Here is a 20,740-nt window from a genome sequence, read left to right on the forward strand (position 1 = left end):
CTTGTACAGCCACCACTTACGTGTTGTCTGTAACGTTCGGTCCTGCACAACGAAAATGCTGCACCAACGATGAACGTCTGGTTTGGGGAAGTTGAGCCACGGCTAGGGACAGGGCCATCAATGTTGGCTCTGGGCCTTTCACGTAGGCTCAATCGTTAGATATTGCGCTAACACCAGCATTGAGCCCGATAAAAAGGTTGCTGCAAAACAGATAAACAATAGCTCCCGTTTGAGACCAACCAGCCGATCCGCTTCTTGCGCTTTCGGCTCAAGTAACTCAACACCCGCTAGAACCGGGTCGCGCTTCACTCGCATCATTCCTTAGGTGATCCGCATGCAATTTCAGAAAGGCATGACCATGGAACTAGAGAATAAAACCATCATCATTACCGGCGCGAGCAGCGGGATCGGCGCTGCTGCCACACTTCTGTTTGCTTCGGAAGGGGCGAATGTTGTGTTGGGTGCCCGCCGGGAAGCTCAGCTAAACACACTTGTCGGGCAGATTACCCAGAGCAATGGGCGCGCTGTTTGCCTTGCGGGCGACGTGACGGACGAAACATATTCCAGGGACCTTGTTGATCTGGCGAAACGGCAATTTGGCGGCCTTGATGGCGCATTCAACAATGCGGGAATTATGGGCGAGATGGGTCCAGTTCCCGAAATGGATTCACGCAACTGGCAATCCGTGCTTGCAACAAACCTGACCAGTGCCTTTTTTGCGGCCAAAGCGCAGATTCCGGCAATAGAGGAAAGCGGTGGCGGGTCTATTGTATTCACCGGAACTTTCGTCGGTTTCAGCAATGGGGGTATGCCCGGCATGGGCGCCTATGCCGCATCAAAGGCTGGACTGATTGGACTCGTACAATCTTTGGCATCCGATCATGCGGCCAAGGGCGTCCGTATCAACACTATTTTGCCGGGTGGTACTAAAACCGACATGGCCGGCGATGATCCTGCGACGCACGACTTCATTGCCAGCCTGCATCCCCTGAAACGCATGGCAGAGCCAAAGGAGATTGCCCAATCTGCTATGTTCTTGCTGTCAGACCGGGCAAGTTTCGTGACGGGATCTCCAGTTGCTGTCGACGGTGGTATGGCGACCCGCCTGCTTTAGATATCTGCCGTTGGTTGCTTCGTAACCAACGGCGGTTACCTTCCATGCAACATATTGCGCCTGCCCTTCTAAATCCCGGTGAACGTCGTTTAATCACTCACTTCGAGGCGGATGTAACCGAAACAACAAACGGGCTGAGAATTTCGAGGGTGGCGTATCTCTCTGAATTCCGGGGCCCACAACCCGAAGGGCTCACTGAAGAGAACAAGACAGGCTCCACAGCACCGATTGTTGCCACTGGCGGGTGCGCGGTGAGTGGCGATGAGCCGAAATAGACAGTGATCGCATGGCAAAATTACGTTGCCAATGGGCCGACCACGTCTCAGTGATTAGCGGGGCAGGGGGCTTTGTTGCAACGGCACCGAGGTCAGCTCCGAGCCCTAACCTTCCGTTGATCACACTCCGGTCTTTCGCACATGCAGCGGGTCGCGAACCGTGTAAACCGGACATTGCCTGCATGGGTCGCATATGACTGTGATGCGGACAAAGTGTGAATTCGCTGCGTTTGCACCAAGGTCTGCAATCTCGAGTAACCGGCCGCACGTGTGCGGCCGATCTTTCGATTTTACCGATCTGTGAGGAGATTTTCAGGTTGGTTCCGCTTCACCGGGGGGTGGAACGTTCAGCCGGTTTCACCAAATCCTTTCGGTACTGGCAAATCAGGCAAGGTTGCCGCTCGTTTTTGCAGGGCCCGCCCGATAACTACACGGCTGATTTCGGTTGTCCCGTCCACAATCCGCAGCATTTGTGCGAGGCGGGACAAACGATCCAGACCATAAGGCTGCAGCAGACCCATACCGCCCAACACTTGCGTACAGGTGTTCGCAACCTTCACTGCGGCATCTGGCACAAACCGTTTGGCATGAGCGGCCATCAGAGGGCCTTCGGGTGTGCCAAGGGATTCTGCCGCCTTTCGATAAAGCAGCTTGGAGGCTTCAAGATCGGTCGCAACCTCACCCAGCATCCACTGGATTCCGTCCAGATCGAGGTTCTTGCCGCCAAACATCTTGCGGTTCTTGGAATAGGACAGAGCCGTATCCAATGCGGCTTGCATCAATCCACAGCATCCTGACGCAATCGACACACGGGCGATATCGATCGCCATGAGCGAGCCTTGCAAGCCCTGACCGATCGGCAGGATGATGTTGTCTTCGCTCACCACCACCTTGTCCATGTACATCTCGGCCAGAGGCAAGAAGCTGTAGGACGGGGTATCATAGAGCGGTCCAAAGCTGAGGCCCGGCGCGTCGGCGGGAATGGCGATCATCGCCATATCCTTGTGGCCGGGTGCGTCACTGGTTTTGACCACGGTGAAATAGACATCAGCCTCACCGGCCAAGCTGACCCATGCCTTCGCACCGCTGATCGTCCAAGTGCCGTCATCATTGATCTGGGCGCGCGAATACATGTTTGTGGCATCCGAGCCGGATTGCGGTTCAGTCAGTGCAAAGTTCGCCAGTTTGCGCCCCGAAGTCAGATCCCGCGCCCATTTTTCCTTGAACGCATCCGTGCCATAACCGCAGCCCGCGAAGGTGCAGATGTTATGCATCGACAGGGCAAAGGCATAGGCACCATCGCCCAACCCCAGTTGTTCATAGACCTGAATGCCCTCTGCCAGTGGCAAGCCCTGACCACCAAACTCCTCGGGGGCGTAGAGCCCCGTCAGGCCAGCGGCCCCGGCCTTGTCAGACGCATCACGGGGCCACTTCTTTGCGGCGTTCCAGGCGTCCACATTGGGCAGGATGACCTGCTCGGCGTGGTCGCGTGCGGCTTGGAGTATGGTGGCGAGTTTGTCTGACATTGGTCGGTCCTTTCAGGGGCGATCATTCTCATATGACGCCATAACCCCGCAGCCACGGATGGCCGGATTGATGGGCTGTAAAGGCGAAAATTTAGATAAGAATGCTTTGTTGCAACAAGATTTAGCGATCGGGCTTGCTAAGCTCTATCTCTTGCGCTGACAGATCATTGTCCAAAAGTGACAAAAACGGCGCCTTACGTTTTTTCCTGCGGTAGGAGCTTGGCCTGCTGCCGGTCCAACGCTGAAAGGCCCGATGAAAGTTGGCAGCCGAGGAAAAGCCCACATCCTGCGCAATTGCCTCAACGCTTTTGCGCCCCGCCTGCAGGTCGCGGATCGCGGTGTCGCGGCGCAGGGCGTCTTTTATGGCCTGAAACGACGTGCCATCCGCCTGCAACCTGCGGATCAGGGTGCGCGGGGTCATGTGCATTGCGGATGCTGTCTGGGTCAGGGTGGCCGCGCCCCATCCCGCTTGGCCCAGATAGGTGCGCACGCGCAGCGATTGGGTGTGTTCACGCGACGAGGTGAAAATCCAGTCCCGCGGCGCGTTTTGCAAAAACCGGTCAAGGTCAGCGGTGCTGCGCGTCTGCACGGGACCCAGTGCATTCGGATCGAACGAGATTGCGGTGGCGGGCTGGCCAAACCGCAGCGATGCAGGAAAGATGATCGCGTAATCCTGATCAAAGTCCGGGCGATCAAACGCGAAATCAACGGCTTTAACCGGAACCTCATGCCCTGCCAGCCAAGACATGAGCCCGTGGGCAAGTTTGAGGATCAGCATGTGGCCAAACCGTTGCACAGGCGCATCTGTTTGCGGGTTCAGGCTCAGTGTGAGGGCGCTGTCAGTGTCATCCAGATCAAACTGATAGTCATCCAGCAGCAAATTCCAGAAGGTCGAAAACCGGTAAAGTGCAGATGGCAAGGATGTGGCTTCGCGCACTGTCGTCAGAAGGTGTTGCAGGGCACGCGGTCGCACGGGCCTGCTCCAAAGCCCCATCATCTCATCGCCGGTCTCAACTGCAGCAAGTTGATAGAGGCAAACGATCTGATCCAGCGTGACGCGACCATTCGGCGAGCGCGTATCCGCGTTCAGACCGGACCGGCTCAGCAGCGAAGCCATCTGCGCCTCTGGGCACAGGGCACGCAGCGCCGCCAGCCAGTCATCGACAAACTGGCTGGAAACCGTGGAAAGGATCGTTGGCGCGACATTGGTCATAACGCCTCAGGAGGTATCACCAATTCCGGTCGACATGAAACGCAGGCTTGCAGATGGCGACCCTCGCAGATGACAGAATGTCAATGTCTCAACCAGATAACGCTCTGCTTGAACTAATTTCAGTGGGGTCAGGCGACTTCGAACAGTGCTGCGGCGCCCATGCCTCCGCCGACACACATGGAGGTCACCACGTATTTCACGCCACGACGCCTCCCCTCAATCAGAGCATGCCCGACTTGTCTCGCACCTGTCATGCCGTAGGGGTGGCCAATCGATATTGCACCGCCGTTCACGTTGTAGATTTCGGGATCGATCCCAAGATGGTCACGGCAATACAGAACCTGGCAGGCAAAGGCTTCGTTAAGCTCCCAAAGGCCGATGTCTTCGATGCGAAGACCTGCATTCTTCAGCAGCTTTGGAATTGCAAAGATCGGGCCGACCCCCATCTCTTCCGGTGCGTTTCCTGCAACAGCCATGCCGCGATAGATACCTAGCGGTGTGAGGCCCTGCTGCTCAGCCACTTTGCCTTCCATGAGCACACAAGCCGAGGCCCCGTCAGAGAGTTGGCTTGCGTTTCCGGCAGTAATCACGCCTCCTTCGACAACTGGGTTCAATGCCCCGAGAGTTTCGGCCGTCGTGCCCGGCCGGTTGCCTTCGTCTTTTGACAAGGTCACCTCGTCCAGGGTTTCCTCTCCGGTTTCGCGGTTCTTGACCCGCTTTATCGCAGTGATCGGAACGATCTCGTCATCAAAGGCGCCAGCGGCCTGAGCCCGGGCCGTCCGACCTTGGGAAAGTGCAGCGTATTCATCCTGGGCGTCACGACTGATCCCATATACCTGCGCCACATTTTCCGCCGTCATCAGCATCGGCATATAGGCATGTTCAGATTGGGCGATAACGTTTGGATCTTTCTCATCGCCCGCCCATTTCAGATAGGCATTCTGCAGGATGGAAATATTTTCCTGCCCGCCTGCCACCGAGACATTCTGACCATCCACAATGACCTGCTTTGCGGCCGTCGCAATGGCCATCAATCCCGATGAACATTGCCTGTCGATCGTCTGTCCTGCCACCGTATTGGGAAGGCCCGCCGCCAGCGCCGACAAACGCGCGACATTCATGCCTGCGGTTCCCGCCGTAAGGACCGATCCGATGACGACATCTTCGATCGAACCGGGGTCCACGCCTGCACGTTCAACAGCGTGTTGAATGGCGTGCCCCATCATGGTAGGGGATTTGATGTTGTTCAGCGCACCTTTGAAGGCAGCCCCAATAGGGGTTCGTGCGGTTGAGACGACAACGGCTGCTCTCATGATTTTTCCTTTTTGGCATCAAAATGCGCGGCAAGTGTTACGCACGAGGTTGCGAGTTCTTCCAGCAAAGGCGCAGGCGTGAACCACATCTCACCATAGGCACCAAGCGACTGCCGATAGTGGTTCATGCGTTCCAGAATCTGGCTTAATCCAAACTCGTCGGCATAGTGCATTGGGCCGCCGCGCCAGTTCGGAAAGCCATAGCCGTTGGTCCAGATCAGGTCGCAATCACCCGGGCGCGTTGCAATGCCCTCTTCAAGGATCAAGAAGCCCTCGTTGATCAGGGGAAACAGACACCGTTCAAGGATTTCCTGATCGTCGATGTCCCTGCGCTTCACACCATGCAGGTCCGCCAGATCGGAACTGATTTGAACTATCTCAGGGTCTTCGACCCGTGTCCGTCCCTCGTAGACATAGCTTCCACGCCCGGTTTTCTGACCCAGTCGGCCCAGTTCAAACAACCTGTCCTGCACAGCCTGGTATGTCGGGTCATGCGCGATTTCACTACGCCGTTCCTGACGCACGCGTGCGCCCACATCGACTCCGGCCAGATCTGCCATCGCATGAATGCCCATGGCCATGCCGAAGCCTTCAAGGACGTCATCCACCTGTTTCGGCGTCACCCCCTCAAGAAGCAGACGAGATCCTTCGCGGAAGTATGGTTCCAGCATCCGGTTTCCAACAAAGCCGTAGCACACGCCAACCGTGACAGGGAGCTTCCGGATCTTCTTTGCGACCGTGATTGCCGTTGCAATGACATCGGGAGCGGTCTTGGCGCCGCGCACCACCTCCAGCAAGCGCATGACATTGGCCGGGCTGAAGAAATGGAGACCAATCACATCCTCCGGGCGGGACGTGACCGCGGCGATTTCATCAAGATCCAATGTCGATGTGTTTGAGGCCAGTATCGCGCCAGGTTTGGCGTGCTGGTCTAGGCTCGCGAAAATTTGGTGTTTGACATTCATGCTTTCAAACGCCGCTTCAATGATCAGGTCAGCCTTCGCAAGGTCTGCATAGCTGAGCGTCCCGGTGGCGTTGGCGGCGATTGCCTCTGCCCGATCGGCACTGAGCCGCCCTTTTTGAGCCGCACGCTGGAAATGCTCCCGGACCTTTTCCAGCCCCTGTTCCAGCGCAGTTTGTGTGGTTTCCAGAAGCGTGACCGGATATCCCGCCTGCAGAAAGGCGATGGCAATGCCGCGCCCCATCGTTCCGGCACCGATCACGGCGACCGATGAAATGCTACGTGGTTGGTCAGCACGGGTAACGCCGGGAACCTTGGTGCATTCACGCTCTGCGAAGAACAGATGCCGCCCCGCGCGCGATTGAGGTGTGTCGAGCAGTTCAGCGAAACCTACCTTCTCTTGTGCCAACCCCTCGGCCAGCGGCAATTCGCACGCGGCCTCGATGGATACCAAGCAGCGTTCAGGGGCGACAAGGTTTTTGGACGTGTGCGCTATCTGGTCTCGGAAACCCGTCAGATATCCCTTCGGATCAGGGTGTGTGACGGTCATATCCATGCAACCGCGTTTCGGATCGCCCTCATGGCTGACACGGGTGGCGAAACCCAAAACATGCGCGCGAAAATCCTGGTCGTTCTCAAATAGTGCGTCGACCAGCCCACAAGACAGGGCATATTCGCCTTTCACGGGATCACCCGAGAGGATCATTTGCGTTGCCGCTTCCAGCCCGGCAATCCGGGGTAGTCGCTGGGTGCCTCCGGCACCAGGCAGCAGCCCCAGTTTGATCTCAGGTAGGCCCATCACGGCATCCGGCGTGGCGACACGGTAATCACAGGCAAGCGCGATCTCCAGCGCACCACCCATCGCGGGACCTGCTATCGCGACGATAATGGGTTTCTTGCTGGTTTCAATCGTTTCACACAGGTCTGGCAAGTCCGGCTTGTCCCAAACTGCCCCGGTACGGAACTCGACGATGTCAGCGCCGCCGCAAAAGAGCGGCAGAGCCGAACATAGAACGATGGCTTTGACCTGTTCATCGGCGTCCAACTCGTGGATGGCCGAGGAAAGCGCCAGTCGCATCTTGAGACCAAGAGCGTTCACTGGCGGGGCATTCAGCTCAATGAAAGCGACACCCTCGGTATGTTTAATGGAAATCATGTTTGGAAACCTCAATTGGACTGTTTGGCAAGATCTTGTTCGATCTCTGCCCAATCGTCGAAGTGGATTACATTGCAGGGTGAATTCACGTTCTCGAGCCAGACAAAGACGGAGATGAATGGCTGGTCATAGACCCGGGTGGCGTGGGGATCGCCCGCCGCGTTCCAGATAAGTGATCCAGCCGGATAATCCTGCCAGTCACGGGTGCCAAACCGCCAACCAGATTTCTCGGAAAGGTTCAGGTACAGTTCTGGCGCGTCGTGGTTGTGGTCGCGATACAGCGTCCTTGGTCCCAGCATGAAAATGCCAAGGTTGAAATCGAGATGGTGATATCCACATGCATCCGGCCCGATCAGCAGAGTATGCAGGTTGCACCTTGTGTATCCCTCTCCCAAATCGGCACCGGGGGGATAGAATTGGGCGTTGTCTTCGCGCCAGATCAGATCATCCTTGGCCGCTTTCAGACAGCCTGCGATTTCCTGCAATTCCGGGGCTGCAATCCCGGCGACAGCGTTCTTCAGAACCTCATCATGCCGGGTTCCTTGGGGAGGTAAGTCAATGAGCTTCTCATCGGACAGATCCATGGCTGCCAGCTTGTCCAACGTCAGATCAACGCCGCGCGTGGCAGCTCTGTGAGCCTGCAGATAGGTGACAATCGATTGAATAAGCGCCTGAATACGACGTTGTTTGTCTGTCATGATTTTAGGTCCGAGCGCGTTGAAATATCTTGCCGCACGAGTTTCTTGTCGAGCTTGCCGACGCTGGTTTTAGGTAGGCGGTCGACAAAGATTAATTCGTCTGGAACTGCCCATTTTGAGATCTCGCCTGCGTCAACCCACGACTGGATTTCTTCCATGACTCTCAAGCGCACAAGATCCGGGTCGGCATCCTTTGCGGCTTGAGCGACCAACACTGGCCTTTCGCCCCATTTCGCGTGCGGCAGCCCGATTGCTGCGACGTCCTCAACGCCGCTGCAAGACGATGCTATGTTTTCCAGTGCCAGTGAGGATATCCATTCGCCGCCGGTCTTAATCACATCCTTGAGGCGGTCAGTAATCTGCAACGATCCATTCTCGCGGATATACCCAACATCCCCGGTATGCAGATACCCACCGTCCCAAAGCTCATCCGAGGCTTGCGCATTATCCAGATAGCCTTGTGTCAACCAGGGAGCCCGAGCAACAACTTCGCCGGTTGTTTCGCCGTCATGTGGGACGTCCTGCATATCCGGTGTCACAACACGAAGGTCGACAAGAGGGCCGGGAAAGCCGGTTTGCGCCTGCATCTCGGGGTCATTGCTGGACAAATCGGCCACCGTCAGAAACGGACAGGTTTCGGACATCCCATAGGCCGCATGTAAGGATATGCCTGCCGCCGCGGCGCGGTCCTGCAGGCCTCGCGGCAAAGCGGCCCCGCCAATGATCACTTTCCATCTGTCCAGGTCAATTTGTGGGCAGCCCGGATGGTCGAGCACCATTGACAGAACCGTGGGCACGCAGTGTGAAAAGGTGACGTTTTCGTCTGCAATCAATCGCAAGATTGTGTCAGGGTCATATCGACCGGGATAGACCTGACGCAGCCCCAGCATCGTTGCGGCATATGGAAATCCCCAGCCGTGGACGTGAAACAAGGGCGTCAGCGGCATGTAGACGTCGCCGCGATGAAATCCGGCATTCCCGGGCCATGCGCCGAAACCTGCGATCAAGCTCAATGTGTGAAGGACCAACTGCCGATGTGAATAGCTCACCCCCTTGGGATTGCCGGTGGTCCCGGTTGTATAAAACAAGGTTGCCGTTTGGTTTTCATCGAAGTCCGGGAAGTCAAAGCTGCCTGGGGCTTTGCCTATCCACTCTTCATATCCTTCTCCGTCTCCAATCGGCACGATGGTGATGTCCCGATCAAAGCCCGATTTGATACCCTCAATGAGCGGCATGAAATCGCGGTGCACGATGATCAGATCCGGTTGTCCATGGTTGATCGTATAAAGAACCTGAGCAGGAGACAGACGCACGTTGATCGTGAAAAGGGACCCGCCCATCATCGGGATCGCGAAAAAACACTCAAGATAACGGTGCGTATCCCAATCCATGACACCAACGCGCATACCCTCATGTATCCCGCTCGCCTTTAAAGAATTGGCAAGTTGGCGCACGCGTTTGCCCAAGTCCGCATAGCTCAACCGCATTTCGGTGCCGCTGACGATCTCTTGGCTGGCTGACGCGAGCTGGGATCCGGCCAGCAAGTGTTTAATCAGCAACGGATAGCCATATGCATTTGGCGAGGGTGAAAGTGGTGGCATGAAGGTGGAATCCCATAACATCTCTATCTGCTAATCTGGCATTTCTCACCCCGTGGAAGAATTGAAAGAAATTTCCTTTCATCAAGAAATTCTAACCGATCACATCGCACCGCGAATTGCGTGCTACCCCCTGACAGGTTATGAAAAAGAGTATCAATACCCTGCTATGTTCGCGCCCGTCGTCGGATAACTCTGCTTGAGGGTAAGCAGAATTGATTTCATCGAGGAGATGCAGCAATGACCACTCACATGCCCACGCTGGTTTCACTGCGCGCTTTTGAGGCGGTGGCGCGTCACAAGAGTTTCCGAAAGGCCGCTGACGAGATTTGTGTGACGCATGCGGCAGTCAGCCACCAGGTCAAAGCATTAGAAACAACAATCGGTGTTAAACTACTGGAACGCACAAGCCGTTCGGTCGAGCTAACACCGGCTGGCGAGCAATATTACCCGCCAATACGCGAACACATTCAGGGAATCATCAAAGCCACTCGGCGCATCCAGACACCTGAGGAACCGGACGTGTTGCTCGTTCAGTCCTACGCAAGTTTCAATACAATGTGGTTACAGCCCAGATTGGCAGACTTTCTTCAGGATAATCCGGACACACGCGTGCGCATCGTCTCTACTTTTGAAGACGGTGATTATGACATGCACCGGTTCGATGTGGGCGTGTTCAACGCGCCACCATTTGACAAACGGTTTGACTATAGCCCCTTGTTCGAAACGGATATCTACCCGGTATGTGCTCCGGAGGCCTTGAAAACCGCAAGCGGTGGAATGCCGCTGGAAGAGCTAAGAAATTTCCTGTTGCTGAGTGTCCCAAACACATGGAATGAGCCGGATGACTGGGACTGCTGGTTGGATGCGGCGGGCTTAGATCGCGAAACGATGAAATTTGGCTCTGTTTTCGACAATTACCCGCTGGTCCGTGAAGCTGTTCTAAAAAATCACGGTATCAGCGTCGCAAGAGCACCGTTTTGCACGCGTGACCTTGAAAGGGAGCGCCTGGTCAAACCGTTTGATATTTCGGTGCCCGAGCCAGGCAGCTGGTATCTGGCGACGCAAAAAGAACGTGCACCCAACCCAAAGCTCGATACGTTTGTTGACTGGCTGTTCGAACAGATCGAAGCCGACCCAACCATGCGGCTATTTCGGGCCTGATCTGATGAATTCCAGCTTTGTCGTCAGCGCGCGTCAGGACTGACGTGCGCCTGCTTCGGATGCGACGCGAGGGACGAGTGCGCGAACCAGTTCAGTCATATCCAGTGAGCCGACTGTCTTCTCCCCATCCTTGACAACATAGGCGTGTGACGTATCCCCGCCGGACCGCGCTATCATGCTTTCGAGCGTGTCGTTCACGTCCACTTCGCCATGGGCATCTTCTGGCACTTGGCCACCGTCCAGCGGGGTCATGATCGAGCGGACCCGCAGAACCCGTGCTCGGTTGATGTCGCTCACGAAGTCTTCGATGTAAGGATCGTTGGGGTTCAACAGAATATGCTGCGGCTCGCCCTGCTGCACGACAAAGCCGTCTTTAAGGATCACAAGGTGATCGGCCAGCTTCAACGCCTCATCTAGATCGTGAGTGATGAAGATGATGGTCTTGTGCAGCTCTTTTTGCAGCTCGAGCAGCAGGTCCTGCATGTCTGTTCGGATCAGTGGGTCAAGAGCCGAGAAAGCCTCGTCCATCAGCATGATCGGTGTGTTCGCGGTCAGCGCCCGGGCAATGCCCACACGCTGTTGCATCCCACCGGACAATTGCGCTGGATAATGGTTCTCGAACCCGCTCAGACCCACGCGATCCAGCCACTTGGCGGCTTCACGGTCGCAAGTCGCCTCGTCCTCGCCGCGCACCGAGAGCGGCATGCCTGCGTTCTTCAGCACGGTTTTGTGCGGCAAAAGCGCGAACTTCTGGAACACCATCGACATCTTTTCCTGTCGAGCATGGCGCAACCCGTCCTCGGACAGTTGCATCACGTCCTCACCCTGCACGATGATCTCGCCCGCAGTGGGTTCGATCAACCGGTTCAGGTGGCGGATCAGAGTAGATTTCCCAGAGCCGGACAGGCCCATGACCACTGTGATTTCCCCCGCCTGCATATCGACGTTGATGTTGTTGAGCCCCAACACGTGCCCGTGCTGCGCCAGCAATTCTTCCTTGCCCATGCCTCCTTTGGCATGCTGCAACACGTCCTTGTCGCGGGCGCCAAAGATTTTATAGAGCCCGGACAGGCGGACCATTGGTTGTGTCATTGAACCGGCTCCTTAATGTTTGACTTGGGTCTTATCGACCCGTGTGAGAGCTGCCTTGGATACGCGGTCAAGGATCACGGCCAGCAGAACAATGCCGATGCCCGCGACGATGCCCACACCCAGTTCAAGGTTTCGGATACCGCGCAACACGTTCACGCCAAGGCCAGGGGCCGAAACAAGAGAGGCGATCACGACCATGGCAAGGCTCATCATGATGGTCTGGTTGATTCCGGCCATGATATTGGGCAGCGCTAAAGGGAGTTGCACCCGCATCAGTTTCTGGCGGTCCTTCATGCCAAAGGCATTGGCCGCCTCGATCACATCCCTGTCGACAAGCCGGATGCCAAGGTCGGTCAAACGGATCACCGGCACAATCGCGTAAAGGATGATCGCAATCCCGTACAGTTTGGATTCCGTGACCGAGAACAAGAAAATCAGAGGGATCAGGTACACGAATGTCGGCAGGGTCTGCAGCAGGTCGAGCAACGGAACGACGCCTTTTTGCAATCGGTCGGATTTCGACATGGCAATTCCAATTGGCACACCGAACAGCACCGAAATCGTCGTACACACAAAGACGATCGACAGGGTTTGCATCGCCACATCGTAGTGGTCTACGAGGGCCAGCATCATAATCGAGGCGGCCACGAAGATCGTCACAGGGCGCGAACGTGACGCGTACCAGGAAATCGCCACCAGAAGCGGTACCATGATGAACCATGGCGTCGCTTCAAACAGCCAAAGTGCGCCATCCAATATCCAGCTCAATGGCTGCGTGATCGGGTCCAGAACGGTTTTCAGGACCGGTTTGGCTGCCAGAAACCCTTCTTCGATCCCGTTGGTTACATCGCGCGACTGCCATATGCGGTTGCAGCTTTCGTGCAGATTATCAAACGAGGGAATTGGAATGAGCGGCTCAGAGGCCTCTTCTCCTCCTGCTTGCGCCGCAAGATCAGCCAGCGAAAGAGGCGCTTTGTCATCGGACGTGCCACACCATTCGCTCAAACCCAATGCGCTGAATAACTTGTCATAGAAGGCCATTTTTCCCACTTTCCGATCTACTTCAGTGCGTTAGGGGCATCGCTGAGGATGCCCCTGTCCATGCAGTTTACTGCAGCAAGGCGGAAAGCTTGTCGCGCGCAGCATCGTTAAGCCACGCCCCCCAGACATCCTTGTAGGTTGTTAGGAAATGCACCGCGCCTTCATCGTAGGAGGCATTGTTGTCTTCAACCCATGCCAGCGTTTCGCCCATCTGAGCGTTGGTGAAGGATAGATTTGTCATCAGGTCAGACACTGCTGCGTTTTCGGCCATGAATTCTTTCGACAGAACTGTAACGACTTCACTGCGGGGGAAGGCGCTCATTTCTGGCGTCGCGCATTCCGCTGTGATGTTGCAGGCGTGCTTTTCAGGGTCATGGGGGCCCATATCGACCAGGGTCATCGGGTATTTGCCCAGTACCGATGTTGGTGCCCAATAAAAGCCGAACCATGGCTCTTTGTTTTCGTAGGCGGCAGCGATCGAAGCCGCAAGGGTTTCGCCTGATCCATGCACGAAGTTTTCAATGCCTGCATCAATCAGCCCGCCTGCCTTCATCAGGTTGGTGCTGACATTTAGACAGGTCCATCCCTCGGGGCAGTTGTGAAAGCGATTTCCGACGAGTTCGGGGTTGGCTGCGATGCCTTCAATTGTTGCCAGTTCCGGATGCTCTTCCACAAGGTAGTTCGGAACAAAGAACCCTTCGACACCGCCATCTGACAAAACTTCGGTCACAGGAATGATCGCACCTGAAGCAACCAGCCCTTGGTAAGCCGGCGCGCCGTTTGTCCAGATTTCAGTCAGAATATCGGGCTCTCCGGTCTCGGATACGGATGCCAGCGCAGGGTTGCTCGAGAGCGGAACCGTGGTCACTTCGCAACCATAGCCTTGCTCCATCAGAAACTTCGAGACCGCGGTCACAATTTGCGCTGACCCCCAATCGGCCTGCATCAGTGATACTTCACCGCATTCGTTTGCCTGGGCCGCCGAAGCGGTGATTGCCGCAGCAAATACGCACCCGAGACCCGCTGAAATCTTGAACATTTCTTTCCTCCTTGTCATCGGCGAAACAGGGGCAGAGAAACGCTCCAAGCCAAAATTCGCCTTGTTTGTAGTGATGATTTGTACCGACAGGCCTAATGGCAAAAAACTGAAAAGAATTTTGGATCATGTACAATTGTTTACAGGTGGAGAGTTGAAGCCAGGCTCGAATTTAGTGACCTCCGTTCCAACGAAAGCTTCTTAGATGTAAATCCATAGGTGGCTTATGCGTGTGTATTATTGCCTCTTCTCAGGAGTCGGCAGGAGGAGTGATCAAACCCGGGGACGTCCGTTCTGTGCTCATCACGCCCATTCGAACTAGCTGCAGCATCGGTAGATTGGGCTCGCACCGGACCTTCTCTGCGGCTTGCACCAACTTGCGGTTAGAGCCCAAAGCGACAGAGCTTCAGACCTAACATCAAACTTTTCGAAGGCTAAAACAACTGCTACTCCCTATTGAATGATTGTTTGGTTTCGAAGCTTCCTCTTGTTTATCTTGTCTTTAGGCTCAGTTGCGTTGGCCTGCAGTCCTGATCCGAATTTTGCTTACGATGACATTTTCTCGCAGGAGATTTTGCTGGTCACAGCCAACGTCAAGACATTTGAAATTGAATCTTCCGACTATGAGCTGTGCTGGAATGCGAGGTATTCCGATGCTCAATACTTGTATGGAGTTGGTGCAGAACAGTTTTCCGTTAGAACATGCTTGGACAAGGAGTCGACAGGTGACGAGCTAGGTGCGGAGCCGGAAGCATTTGATATTTACGGCTTTGTAACAAACGCCAACGTTGTTTTGGGTTTGGTTCGCCCGCCTGAATACCCTTCGACACTAAGATATGCCATTCCGTCATGTTGGGGATGGTTACACTATAATTTGGACAAGTTCTCTAGTGAAGAACGAGACGAGTTTTTGCAAGAGCTCGAAGACCAAATCAAAAAAGCCGAATGACGGCTAAGTCCGCACAACAGACATCGACCACCACTTCTGATCGTTTGAACCATACAAAAACTGTCAGATGACGGCTTTGAGCCCAATCTGTACCTTCGGTATTTTTGCTGCGCGTGCTCGCAGCACGAAAATCGCCGTAAGAGGTCAGGTTCCGCTGCCGCAGGTCAGCGGCAAAATCTGCCATTCGTCGATTGCGCAGAATTTTTAATACGACATATTCGCAGGTTGCTAGACAAGACGGCCATCGGCTTCAATCGCGCCAACAGCCGCTGACAAATTTAAGAACCGGATTTCCCTGTCAGCATAAATTGATTTGAAGGTGTGCCTGCCCGTCACTTGTCCGTTCAACAGAATGTCCTTTGGGACCAATTACACCACGAATGCGCGAGCGGAAATTTGAGAAGCCTTCGGATGTGACAACGTCTACGGCTTCACCCAAGTGCAGCTCTAACCGGAACCATCCTGTTTTCATGATCGAAATAGAGATCACATGCCCCGTGAACGGTTGCGATAGATACGTTCCGCTGACCTTGTCCCCGATGGCCCATCCCTTGGTTGGTCCGTTTCCGATGGCTGCAAACATCGTGTTCCAATCGCGGAACCCGTGTTGGTGGGCGACCAACTCGAGGGACTTGGCATGGCCAATCGATGCCCCTTCCTCGGTCAATTTTGTGCGCAAACGCTTAGCTTGATCCTTGGCTTGCGTAGCTGACGGAAATTGCGTGTTCATGACGCCACTCCTTTTTTGGTGTGGAAAATACCCCATTTTAACTCTGGGTCTTGGGCAGAGAGCCACAACACTACAACAGTGAGACCCAACATCATCACTTCGGCCAGCGGGCCCGCATACCAGATGCCAACTTCGCCAAACCAGAGGGGCAACAGGAACGTCAACGGGATCGCAAAGGCATAAGGTTTTGTCAGCCCTAGAAGGGCTGCCTTTCCTGCAGATCCAATCGCCTGAAAATAGGTCGCAATCATCATCAACGGGCCCAACAGGAAAAAGACACATGTCATTACCGGCAAGATGCGCGCAACCTCTGCAATGACCGACGTGTCGTCTACAAACGCGCTGGCGATCCGGCTAGGCATGCTAATCACAACGACCTGCACGATTGCGCAATAAACAAACGCGACCCAAAGTGCCATGCGCAGGCTTGCATCTGACCTTTGCCAAAGTTTAGCACCAAAGTTGTTGCCCGTGATCGTCTGCATTGCAAACGACAAGCCCAGAAGTGGCAGGAAAGCAAAGGTGATGACCCGCGTGATGATCCCGTAAGCAGTAATTGTGTCGGCGTAACCCGGGCGACCAATCCATTGGAGGGCTGAGATAATCGCGGCCGACCCGAGAGCTAGTCCAATGAAATTGAGGCTTTGTGGTGCACCCAGTGCGAGGATCCGCCCCCATTTTCCGCATACGGAATGGGACAGCAAGGTCGCAGGACGCAGCGATGTTTCCCCAAACAATCGGAATGCAAATATGATCGCAAACGCGAGCGCTTGTGCCGCCGCTGTGCCATGGGCTGACCCAGCTACGCCCATGTCCAGAACGGCGATGAGTACGTAGTTGAACCCGATGTTTGCAATCGAAACCAGCAGGCTCATCGCGGCCATAAAGCCCACGCGCCCTTCGTTGCGCAGCGCATCAGAATTTACCGACAACACGAACAAAAGCGGTGAGAAGAACACCGTAATCCGCAGGTAGACCAACCCCATCTGCGCCAAAGTCTCTGACCCACCAGCGGCCAGCAATGCAACTGGCTGGCCCAATAGAAGGAACAACACTATCAGAACTGCGCCCAATCCAATTGCCAGCCCATGTGCGCCTGCAAACGTGGCACGCGCGCCGTTCATGTCACCCGCGCCAAGGGATCGCGCCAGAAGGCTCGACATGCCGTTCGCCACAAGCGTGGAAAGCGCCACAATCAGCATGTAGATCGGGAACATCAACGTGACCGCAGCCAGCGCATCAGGGCCTACATAAATGCCCAGAAACAGCGCATCTGCAACAGACAGAAGCCCATTCATTCCCATCACGAAAATTATCGGGAGTGCGGTCCTAAAATAGATGGTGCCAAGCGGCCCATCGGTGAATGTATTAGTGGGGCTATCGGTCATATCTCTCTTGCCTGATCGCGCAATTTGAGATGGGACCCGCATTACCATCCGCGCGATATGCGGAAAGAGGTAGATAGAGAATTACGTCGCAGAACTTAACCAAGACAAAAGTCAGCGGGAGGCAGGCGTCCACAGCCTGTACGTTGGCTAATCTGAAATTTTTCTGTCGTCAAGCGGTTAGACTGCATCCGGTTTTGCGGAAGCTGACTTTCGCCGCGTTGCAGAAAGCCGCTAATATGGGCTCAAACCGGACGCTCAAACGCCTGATTGCGTTCCGGCAACATTATAAACCGTAAACAGCTCTTTCGGTTCGGCCACACCGCGCAGCATATAGCGCCCGACCGAGATCAGATCCTGATCGCAGGGCTGCGCCGCGCGGGCTACGTCATCCGAGATCAGTATCCGTTGCCCCAAGGACCGATGCATGCCAGCGATACGCGCGGCCTGATTCACCGCTGGGCCGATCACGGTGAAATCCAAACGTGTCTCAGAACCGATATTGCCATACAGAATTTCGCCCGCATGCAAGGCCAGTGTGAAGTTGGCCACCGGCAGTCCAGCGGATTCGCGCTGCGCATTCAGTTCAGCGATCCGGTCCTGCAACATGGGAACCGCCTGCAAGGCCGCCTGCACGTCCTCTTCAATCTCGCCGACATTGAACATAGCCATCAGTCCATCGCCCATGAACTTCAGGATATTGCCGCCATTATCGTGCACGACACCAACGGCAACCGCCAGATAGTCGTTCAACATATCGATGATCTCGATCCCGGGCAGATTCTCGGACAGGCTGGTAAAGCCTTCAAGGTCGAAATTCCATATCACGGCGTCGATCTGCTGTAGGGATCCGCGACGAATTTCACCCGACAAAACACGCCGCCCAGCATCCCGACCTAAGTAGACGCGCATCAGATCTTTGGATATCCGCGCGTTCGAGGCTGACTTTAGTGCCAGGCCCAAATGGGGCAGGGCCGTATTGATAAGGTCAAGATCCTGTTCCCGAAACCCATCCGGCGCGTTCGAGGCCCACGACAACAGGACTCCATCTACGGCTTTTTTTGAGGTCTGCGACCGCGGATCGAAATTCACACCTTTAGCGTAATACTCGGTCGCACCAGCTTCGCGTAATTCATTGATCAATGGATAGCGGCTGGGCTCGTTCTGATCGACCATGCGTTCATGGACGCCGTCAAGATCGTGATGTAAAATCGCATATAGAGGACTGCTCATCCAGTCTTCTCTGGTCTCTTCTGAATACTCGAATTTTTGATAGTCACCGCCGGTGTCTTGATACCAGCTGTATCCGGTGCCGCCATATACCGGGTGCAGCGCCGATTGCGCCGCGTGAAATCGCATCAGGGGCACACCAAGTTCAATCAGACGGGTGCAATAGCCATCCAGCAATTCTTCTTTTTCGGCACCTTCAAGGCCCCGCGTCACCAGCCAGTTGATCAGATCATTTGATTTTGCCGCGTTTTGGTTCGGGGCTGTCATTTCACATTCCTGTGTCCGCTCTGGCTTCCATCTGGGAGCGAAAGGTTCGAATTACCAGAGGTCAATTCATATCAGCCAGCTTTCGCAACATTTTGCGCAACAAGGTAGCCTCGTTTTCTGTGAACATTGCGGCAAGCTGAGCATCATATTGCTGCGCAATACCGCGCAATTCGCGATAAACCGACCGTCCGGCCGTGGTCAATGCAAGATGTTCAACGCGGCGATCTGTCTGGCTGACGGTTCTGACAAGAAATCGGCGCTGCTCAAGCCTGCTGACCGCGCGGCTTATCTTGGTTTTGTGAATCCGGGCGCGTTGACCGATTTCTTTCGCGCTCAATTCTCCGTAATTGCCCAGATGAAACAACACTCTCCATTCCGTGCGCAGCATCCCATAGCGGTCTTTGTATACACGCTGAAATTCCAGTGCGCTTTCCTCGGCTGCCCGGTTCAGCAGATAGGGCAGGAAGTCCAGCAGATCAAACCCGTCTCTTTCGGTACTTTCTGTCTTTGTCATGCTTGTTAGTTACAAAATCAACTATTATCTCACAAGCAGAAAACAGCAGGAGCCAAGGATGAACCATCCGACAGACCCGCATAAAATGATCCAGGCCAGTACGCCCGCTGGCACCCATCCGGGCTATATGCCCGGCTTTGGCAATGATTTCGAAACCGAGGCCCTACCCGGTGCGCTGCCGCAGGGCATGAACAGCCCGCAACGCTGCAACTATGGGCTATACGGCGAACAACTGAGCGGCACTGCCTTTACCGCCAACCCACCCGAGCGCACCTGGTGCTATCGTATCCGCCCTTCGGTGAAGCATTCGCATCGCTACGATAAGATCGACCTGCCCTATTGGAAATCGGCGCCTTGTGTTGACCCAGATGTTACCAGCCTGGGCCAGTATCGCTGGGACCCCGTTGCTCATACCCAAGATGGGCTGACATGGCTGACAGGCATGCGCACGATGACCACAGCAGGGGATGTGAATACGCAGGTCGGGATGGCCAGCCACATCTATCTGGTCACCGAATCGATGGTGGATGACTATTTCTTCTCGGCCGATTCCGAATTGCTGGTGGTGCCGCAAGAAGGCCGCCTGCGCTTTGCGACCGAGTTGGGGATCATCGACCTTGAGCCCAAGGAAATCGCCATTCTGCCGCGCGGGTTGGTCTATCGGGTTGAGGTTCTTGAGGGCCCTGCCCGCGGCTTTGTCTGCGAGAATTACGGGCAAAAATTCGAACTGCCCGGACGCGGCCCGATCGGCGCCAACTGCATGGCCAACCCACGCGATTTCAAGGCACCTATCGCGGCCTATGAAGACCGTGAGGTACCATCGACCGTCACTGTCAAATGGTGCGGGCAGTTCCACACCACAAAGATTGGGCAAAGCCCGCTGGATGTAGTCGCCTGGCACGGCAATTATGCCCCGTACAAATACGACCTGCGCACATATTGCCCGGTGGGGGCGATCCTGTTTGACCACCCTGACCCGTCGATCTTCACCGTACTCACCGCGCCGTCCGGACAGCCGGGCACAGCCAATATCGACTTTGTCCTGTTCCGCGAACGCTGGATGGTGGCCGAAGATACGTTCCGTCCTCCGTGGTACCACAAGAACATCATGTCCGAGCTGATGGGGAACATCTACGGCCAGTATGACGCCAAACCACAGGGCTTTGTTCCCGGCGGCATGAGTCTGCACAACATGATGTTGCCGCACGGACCTGACCAGGATGCCTTTGACAACGCGTCGAATTCGAACCTTGGACCGGATAAGTTGGATAATACGATGTCCTTCATGATCGAAACCCGGTTCCCGCAGCATCTGACATCATTTGCAGCGACCGAGGCCCCGCTGCAGGATGATTACATTGACTGCTGGACGTCGCTTGAGAAGAAGTTCGACGGTACACCGGGCAAGAAATAATACCGATTGAGGTCGCAGATTTTTCGACGAAAAATCTTGGCCCCTGACAGAGGTTTGGAGACAA

Annotated in this window: 19 protein-coding genes; 4 read left to right on the forward strand and 15 right to left on the reverse strand. The window is 55.2% G+C overall.

Annotated features, from left to right (window positions below; all coding sequences use genetic code 11):
• Positions 1-138 precede the first annotated feature (138 nt).
• Positions 139-309 (reverse strand): hypothetical protein, encoded by a 171-nt coding sequence (locus AC2FLE_RS18765; RefSeq protein ID WP_496698939.1) that lies wholly within the window; start codon positions 307-309, stop codon positions 139-141.
• A gap of 49 nt (positions 310-358) precedes the next feature.
• Here AC2FLE_RS18765 and AC2FLE_RS18770 point away from each other — a divergent pair, with 49 nt between their 5' ends.
• Positions 359-1,114 (forward strand): SDR family oxidoreductase, encoded by a 756-nt coding sequence (locus tag AC2FLE_RS18770; RefSeq protein ID WP_496698981.1) that lies wholly within the window; start codon positions 359-361, stop codon positions 1,112-1,114.
• A gap of 622 nt (positions 1,115-1,736) precedes the next feature.
• Here the strand turns inward: AC2FLE_RS18770 and AC2FLE_RS18775 are convergent.
• The 6 genes from AC2FLE_RS18775 to AC2FLE_RS18800 all read right to left on the reverse strand — a co-directional run bounded on the left by AC2FLE_RS18775 (position 1,737) and on the right by AC2FLE_RS18800 (position 9,878).
• On the reverse strand, positions 1,737-2,915 hold the full coding sequence (locus tag AC2FLE_RS18775; RefSeq protein ID WP_142638596.1) for an acyl-CoA dehydrogenase family protein: 1,179 nt from the start codon (positions 2,913-2,915) through the stop codon (positions 1,737-1,739).
• A gap of 121 nt (positions 2,916-3,036) precedes the next feature.
• Positions 3,037-4,128, reverse strand: a complete 1,092-nt coding sequence (locus tag AC2FLE_RS18780) for an AraC family transcriptional regulator (RefSeq protein ID WP_496698941.1) — start codon at positions 4,126-4,128, stop codon at positions 3,037-3,039.
• A gap of 128 nt (positions 4,129-4,256) precedes the next feature.
• Positions 4,257-5,441, reverse strand: a complete 1,185-nt coding sequence (locus AC2FLE_RS18785; protein WP_142638594.1) for an acetyl-CoA C-acyltransferase — start codon at positions 5,439-5,441, stop codon at positions 4,257-4,259.
• Complete coding sequence (locus AC2FLE_RS18790; protein ID WP_496698943.1) at positions 5,438-7,558, reverse strand: 3-hydroxyacyl-CoA dehydrogenase NAD-binding domain-containing protein; 2,121 nt, start codon at positions 7,556-7,558, stop codon at positions 5,438-5,440. The genes AC2FLE_RS18785 and AC2FLE_RS18790 overlap by 4 nt, the downstream gene beginning before the upstream one ends.
• 11 nt (positions 7,559-7,569) lie before the next feature.
• Entirely contained in the window at positions 7,570-8,256 is a 687-nt protein-coding gene (locus AC2FLE_RS18795; protein ID WP_058277181.1) for a dimethylsulfonioproprionate lyase family protein, read from the reverse strand.
• Entirely contained in the window at positions 8,253-9,878 is a 1,626-nt protein-coding gene (locus AC2FLE_RS18800; RefSeq protein WP_496674466.1) for a fatty acid--CoA ligase, read from the reverse strand. The genes AC2FLE_RS18795 and AC2FLE_RS18800 overlap by 4 nt, the downstream gene beginning before the upstream one ends.
• A 216-nt stretch (positions 9,879-10,094) precedes the next feature.
• On the opposite strand from AC2FLE_RS18800, the gene AC2FLE_RS18805 reads away from it, so the two are divergent.
• Positions 10,095-11,018: a LysR substrate-binding domain-containing protein gene (locus tag AC2FLE_RS18805; protein ID WP_058277183.1), complete on the forward strand. Its 924-nt coding sequence runs from the start codon at positions 10,095-10,097 to the stop codon at positions 11,016-11,018.
• 33 nt (positions 11,019-11,051) lie between these two features.
• Here the strand turns inward: AC2FLE_RS18805 and AC2FLE_RS18810 are convergent, their stop codons facing one another.
• The 3 genes from AC2FLE_RS18810 to AC2FLE_RS18820 form a co-directional block, all read right to left on the reverse strand.
• On the reverse strand, positions 11,052-12,110 hold the full coding sequence (locus AC2FLE_RS18810; protein WP_058274115.1) for a quaternary amine ABC transporter ATP-binding protein: 1,059 nt from the start codon (positions 12,108-12,110) through the stop codon (positions 11,052-11,054).
• A gap of 12 nt (positions 12,111-12,122) precedes the next feature.
• Positions 12,123-13,151, reverse strand: coding sequence for an ABC transporter permease (locus AC2FLE_RS18815; RefSeq protein WP_058274114.1), 1,029 nt, complete (start codon positions 13,149-13,151; stop codon positions 12,123-12,125).
• A gap of 67 nt (positions 13,152-13,218) precedes the next feature.
• The gene (locus AC2FLE_RS18820) at positions 13,219-14,190 is read right to left on the reverse strand and encodes an ABC transporter substrate-binding protein (RefSeq protein WP_142638587.1); all 972 of its coding nucleotides are present in this window, start codon (positions 14,188-14,190) and stop codon (positions 13,219-13,221) included.
• 484 nt (positions 14,191-14,674) lie between these two features.
• On the opposite strand from AC2FLE_RS18820, the gene AC2FLE_RS18825 reads away from it, so the two are divergent.
• Positions 14,675-15,136: a hypothetical protein gene (locus AC2FLE_RS18825; protein ID WP_496698946.1), complete on the forward strand. Its 462-nt coding sequence runs from the start codon at positions 14,675-14,677 to the stop codon at positions 15,134-15,136.
• Here the strand turns inward: AC2FLE_RS18825 and AC2FLE_RS18830 are convergent.
• The 5 genes from AC2FLE_RS18830 to AC2FLE_RS18850 all read right to left on the reverse strand — a co-directional run bounded on the left by AC2FLE_RS18830 (position 15,120) and on the right by AC2FLE_RS18850 (position 19,262).
• On the reverse strand, positions 15,120-15,320 hold the full coding sequence (locus AC2FLE_RS18830; RefSeq protein ID WP_496698948.1) for a hypothetical protein: 201 nt from the start codon (positions 15,318-15,320) through the stop codon (positions 15,120-15,122). The genes AC2FLE_RS18825 and AC2FLE_RS18830 overlap by 17 nt on opposite strands.
• A gap of 114 nt (positions 15,321-15,434) precedes the next feature.
• Positions 15,435-15,866 carry a glyoxalase superfamily protein gene (locus AC2FLE_RS18835; RefSeq protein ID WP_496698950.1) on the reverse strand — a complete coding sequence of 144 codons (432 nt, stop codon included), beginning with the start codon at positions 15,864-15,866 and terminating at the stop codon, positions 15,435-15,437.
• Entirely contained in the window at positions 15,863-17,254 is a 1,392-nt protein-coding gene (locus AC2FLE_RS18840; protein ID WP_496698951.1) for an MATE family efflux transporter, read from the reverse strand. The genes AC2FLE_RS18835 and AC2FLE_RS18840 overlap by 4 nt, the downstream gene beginning before the upstream one ends.
• Positions 17,255-17,509: 255 nt before the next feature.
• Positions 17,510-18,748 carry an adenylate/guanylate cyclase domain-containing protein gene (locus AC2FLE_RS18845; protein ID WP_282022217.1) on the reverse strand — a complete coding sequence of 413 codons (1,239 nt, stop codon included), beginning with the start codon at positions 18,746-18,748 and terminating at the stop codon, positions 17,510-17,512.
• A gap of 61 nt (positions 18,749-18,809) precedes the next feature.
• Positions 18,810-19,262, reverse strand: coding sequence for a MarR family winged helix-turn-helix transcriptional regulator (locus AC2FLE_RS18850; RefSeq protein WP_142639108.1), 453 nt, complete (start codon positions 19,260-19,262; stop codon positions 18,810-18,812).
• A 58-nt stretch (positions 19,263-19,320) separates the two neighbouring features.
• Between AC2FLE_RS18850 and hmgA the strand changes: the two genes are divergently transcribed.
• Positions 19,321-20,676 carry a homogentisate 1,2-dioxygenase gene (gene hmgA, locus AC2FLE_RS18855; RefSeq protein WP_496698954.1) on the forward strand — a complete coding sequence of 452 codons (1,356 nt, stop codon included), beginning with the start codon at positions 19,321-19,323 and terminating at the stop codon, positions 20,674-20,676.
• Positions 20,677-20,740: the final 64 nt, after the last annotated feature.

This window comes from Ruegeria sp. CDSA077, from assembly GCF_059612265.1.